This is a genomic window from Wolbachia endosymbiont of Atemnus politus (assembly GCF_013309895.1).
On the sequence record NZ_JAAXCS010000097.1, the window covers coordinates 1 to 4,659 of the forward strand.

The 4,659-nt window shown below is 33.1% G+C and carries 5 protein-coding genes and 1 pseudogene; 3 read left to right on the forward strand and 3 right to left on the reverse strand.

The window, feature by feature from the left end; genetic code table 11:
- Positions 1-241: 241 nt before the first annotated feature.
- Positions 242-352 (forward strand): annotated as a pseudogene (locus tag HET73_RS05960) (IS630-like element ISWpi11 family transposase); the annotation flags it as partial.
- A 187-nt stretch (positions 353-539) separates the two neighbouring features.
- Here HET73_RS05960 and HET73_RS05965 read toward each other — a convergent pair.
- The 3 genes from HET73_RS05965 to HET73_RS05975 are packed head-to-tail and all read right to left on the reverse strand — an operon-like array spanning position 540 to position 2,296.
- Entirely contained in the window at positions 540-917 is a 378-nt protein-coding gene (locus HET73_RS05965; protein WP_174133083.1) for a cytochrome c-type biogenesis protein, read from the reverse strand.
- A complete protein-coding gene (locus tag HET73_RS05970) occupies positions 901-1,941 on the reverse strand; it encodes a hypothetical protein (RefSeq protein WP_174133082.1) in 1,041 nt (346 codons plus the stop codon). Before HET73_RS05970 ends, HET73_RS05965 begins: the two co-directional genes overlap by 17 nt.
- Positions 1,934-2,296, reverse strand: a complete 363-nt coding sequence (locus HET73_RS05975; RefSeq protein ID WP_174133081.1) for a ferredoxin family 2Fe-2S iron-sulfur cluster binding protein — start codon at positions 2,294-2,296, stop codon at positions 1,934-1,936. Before HET73_RS05975 ends, HET73_RS05970 begins: the two co-directional genes overlap by 8 nt.
- A gap of 120 nt (positions 2,297-2,416) precedes the next feature.
- On the opposite strand from HET73_RS05975, the gene HET73_RS05980 reads away from it, so the two are divergent.
- Both HET73_RS05980 and HET73_RS05985 read left to right on the forward strand, forming a co-directional pair.
- Complete coding sequence (locus tag HET73_RS05980; protein ID WP_174133080.1) at positions 2,417-3,907, forward strand: Mur ligase family protein; 1,491 nt, start codon at positions 2,417-2,419, stop codon at positions 3,905-3,907.
- A gap of 6 nt (positions 3,908-3,913) precedes the next feature.
- Positions 3,914-4,513 carry a COQ9 family protein gene (locus HET73_RS05985; protein ID WP_174133079.1) on the forward strand — a complete coding sequence of 200 codons (600 nt, stop codon included), beginning with the start codon at positions 3,914-3,916 and terminating at the stop codon, positions 4,511-4,513.
- Positions 4,514-4,659: the final 146 nt, after the last annotated feature.

The window sequence follows — 4,659 nt, forward strand, 5'->3', positions numbered from 1 at the left end:
CTTTGAAGGTCTAATGTACAAAATTTCATCAAGATCGGAATAAAACTGTAGATTTGTATGCAATACAAACAGATACAGAAACGAAATTTCAATTTTATATAAATACATGGCGATGCCCGGTGTTTGGGTAAATTGCCCAATATTTTAAAACTTCAAAAAAAAAAATAATGCCCCTAAACCTTTATCCCTCCCATGGTAAATTATAAAGTAATCCAAAATAAAAAATAAAATTGAAATAAAGCCAGATTTCAACAAAATTGAGGGCCATTGGTTTGCTATAAAAAACAGAGCAAGGAAAAATATTCCTCTATTTAAATTTTTTCGTCATGCTGTTGATTCCTCCTTCCTATGACCTATTCGGACTATTATGAGAAATGCTATAACACCAAAAGTGGAAACAAAGTTAATAGTAAAGTAAGTGCAAAGCCTTTCATACTGAATATTTAAGCTCAATTGCGTTATAAATCTATTAAAACTGATCAAATTTTCTGTTTACAATCTATTATGTCAACTAGAAGTGCCTCATAAATCTAATTGCCCTACTGGATGTATTTTCGTATTAGAAAACATCCTATTAGCAAAATTGTGAGTGGAATAAACCACAAAACATAAGTGCTAGATCTTACAGGTGGGATGATTATAATTGAATCTCCATAAGAATTTTTTAGCTCTGAAATTATTTGCTTGTCAGTATATCCATCACTTATTTCTCTACGAATCGTTTTGCGCATATCATATGCAATTTGAGATTCGGATTCAGATAGTGACTCACCGGAACATATTGGGCACTTTATTATTTCAAATAAATTAGTTGCTCGCTTTTCCATGCTTTTGTCTCTGAGCTTATCATCCAAAGTAAAAGCGTTTATGCTTGAGTGGAATATTAATATGAAAAGTAAGCTAACTACTGTTTTCATTCTTAGCTAGTTGAGTGATTTTATCTAGTTGATTCATAAAATCAGTAGTGGATAACTTTCCAATAAAGCTTGACCCCACATCATCGTCATACTTTATTGAAAACTGAATGCTATCATCAGTTGTTTTTTCCGATAAGGAAGACATTAATTTTTCAAACGCATTTGAAGTTTTTGAGTCACCAGTCATAAACGAGATTAATTTTTTATAATTTGATATAGCCACGTTAATTTTGTCTTTAAATGAATATGTAACTAAGTTGTAATTATTTACCTCACCATCTGCAGTAAGAGAAAAATTATTACTCTGAATTAAAAATTTTTCTATGTTGAAATTAATTCTGGAAGCTGAGATGTGATTTATAAACTCGTAATCAAATTTAGTGTCGATACTAAGGTAACTTTTAGGACTTGCAGTATTTTTAAACCGATAAGTATAAAAATCAAATCCTAGCTTAGCATTTCCATTTAGCTCTTTATTGAGGTGAAATTGAACGTAATTATTTTTACCATTCACTTCGGTTGTAACACTTTGCTGATTTTCTGAAACATCACATTGTAATCCATAATCTTCGTAACGAAGTGTGTCTATATAGTCTACCATAGTGCTATCTCTGTCAAACCTTAGCGAAGATGGTAAATCGTTGAGTTTGATAACGAAGTGGTTGTTATCGTTCGTATAGCATTTTATGTTCTTTTTTTCACCATCATGAATAACAATATTGACTTCATTGCTTGGTGTATAGATATATACTGATTTATCGAATAATCTATTTTTTATCACTAAAGCTTTGGATGAGATGGTCAATTGCTCATTGGAGAATTTTGGGTTTGTTACGTGGAAAATGAGGCTAGAAGGAAATCCGCTAAAGTCATATGAAATATCGAACTTCTCGTCGTTAATGTATAGTATTGTTTCAGCTAAAAGATTTTTTGTCTTACATGCAGAAAAATACCAAAAACCACTGTACGCTACAGGAATAAACAGAAGTAAAGAAATGATAATATAGACAAAAACCTTACGCACTGTTCCCTTGTTTATCCAATGATATATTTCTTGTACTCTTTGGTATTGTTACACATAAGCCATCGATATCTTTTGTGATTTTTATTTGGCATCCAAGCCTTGATGTCTCTGTTAAGCCAAAAGCTAGGTCTAACATATCATTTTCCTCATCAGATATGGGATTATGTGTTTCCACAGCATCATAAAATTCTGGATCAACAATTACGTGGCATGTAGAGCAAGCAAGAGAGCCTTCACATGCACCTTCAAGCAGATCTGGGTCACTTCTGTGAGCTAAATTAAGCAGAGTTTCTCCTTCTGCAGCTTCATAGCTTTTCTTACTTCCATCAGGTAAAATAAAAGTGACGGACGGCATATTATCTTCCTATTAAAATCCTTACTAATTTTTTCGTATTCTACAGGTAATAATTAATATTTGCAAACTCTTTAGGTTAAGCTTATTAACAATTTATATAACACCTTTTCAAAGCAAATAATGCGACTAAACAAATACAAAAATCAAAATGTTGCAATTTTTGGTCTTGGTAAAACTGGTTTATCCGTCATTCGTGCTCTAATAAAGAGTAGGGCAAGAATATATGCATGGGATGACGATGAAGAACAAATAGCAAACGTGAAAATGATGTATGGGGAGTGTAATTTCATTCATCCTAAGGAATACAATTGGCATGAGATAAGAACACTGATTTTAAGTCCTGGGGTACCAATTTCATATCCAAAACCGCATTGGATGGTAAAACTTGCAAGAAGCTTTGACTGCAAAATAAAGTCGGATATTGAACTATTTCTTGAAGTTAAAACTATAAGCCAGAAGGTAATAGGCATCACAGGAACAAATGGCAAATCAACTACTACATCACTAATAGGGCACATATTAAAATCTTCGGGGAAAAAAGTAGCTATTGGTGGAAACTTGGGTGTTCCTGTTTTGGATCTAGGAAAAGATGTAGAAATTTATGTTATCGAGCTCTCCTCTTTTCAACTGGAGCTAATGAATGAAATTAATGTGAACATTGCAATATTACTAAACATTACGCCAGACCACATAGACAGACATGGAAGTATGAAGAATTATATAGCAACTAAATCAAAGCTGATAAACGGTAGTGAGACTGCCGTGATAGGATGTGATAATGAGATTACTGCTGAAATATTTGACAAATTCACTGGGAACAAGGTTCCAATTTCAGGAACATACCTCCCGGTGTCATTCCAGCGCGTGACGCTGGAATCCAGAAAAGAAAAACCATTGTCAGTTACTCAAATGATAGAGGGCAGTACAAGAGGTCTAATATCATTGATAGGTAATAATTTGCTTGACTATAGTGAACAGATTACTGGTATAGAACAAAATTATCTGGATCCCAGTGTCAAGCACTGGGATGACAACGGCGATCTAAGTAACGCGAAAATAAATATAATATCCAACGCAGAAAACATAGCAGCCGCATATGCCGTATGTAATCTGTTTAAAGTAGGTAGCAACACTATTATCGATGGAATCAAATCCTTTCCAGGTTTAAAGCACAGAAATGAGCTACTTGGCAGAATAGAAAATGTGCTTTTTGTGAACGATAGCAAAGCAACTAATGCCAAGTCGAGCAAAAAGGCGATTTTGTCTTATAAAAATATATATTGGATCGTTGGTGGGAGAAGTAAAGAAGGTGGCATAGAGTCACTAAGTAAGCATTTTACAAGAATAAGAAAAGCTTTTCTTATTGGAGAGTCAACCGAAGCTTTTGCAAACGTTATGAAGAATAAAGTAGATTATGTTAGGTGCTGTAATCTAGAAAACGCATTTAAACTAGCTTTCAAAGAGGCCATAAATAGCAAAGAAGAAATAACGGTATTACTTTCTCCTGCATGTGCTTCTTTTGATCAGTGGAAAAATTTTGAAGAACGCGGCAAAGCATTTTGCAGGATGTTTGAAAATCTCAGGTATAATCACATGTGCTGTTTAGTATAATGTTGTATGGAACAAGATGAAATAAAATTAATAGTAGATGAACTGATTAGGGTTATTCCATTTGAAGGAATAAGTGATGCAACCTTATTGAAAGTGTGCACAGATCTTAATCTAGCCAATAGCTTTTGCAAATTTCAAAATGGAATATATAGTGCTTTGGAGCATATAACAGAGGATTTGAATATTTCAATGGAAGCTGAACTAAGAAATTCCAATTTAGAAGATATGAAAGTGCGAGAGCGAGTAAAGTTAGCTGTTCAAATACGCCTATCAAACTACGCTAAGTTACCAAATTACAGGGAGTTTCTAAAAAATGTTTTATTATTCTCTGTATCACCAAAAAATACATACTTTTCTAGTAAACTCTTGTACAGAACTGTTAGCGTAATTTGGTATGGCATTTACGATCAATCAACAGATTTTAATTACTATACAAAACGGGCAATATTAGCTGGAGTATATTTAAGCACAATGCTCTTTTTCATTAATGACTATTCAGAAGATTTTGCAGATACTCTATCATTTCTGGACAAACGTATTAATAATGTCATGACATTTCAAAAGTTCAAAGCTCGCTTACAAGGAATCATAAGAAATTCCTTGTAAGCTTTTCATCGCACTAGCTACTCATACTATAGATCTTTCCATAATAGTTCAAAAGAGGTAAGATAAGGACTTATATAGTACTTTCAAACACGAATTCTGGTTTAGATTTTAGGTAAATTATTAGACCTCTTTCGAAACTCATTTTA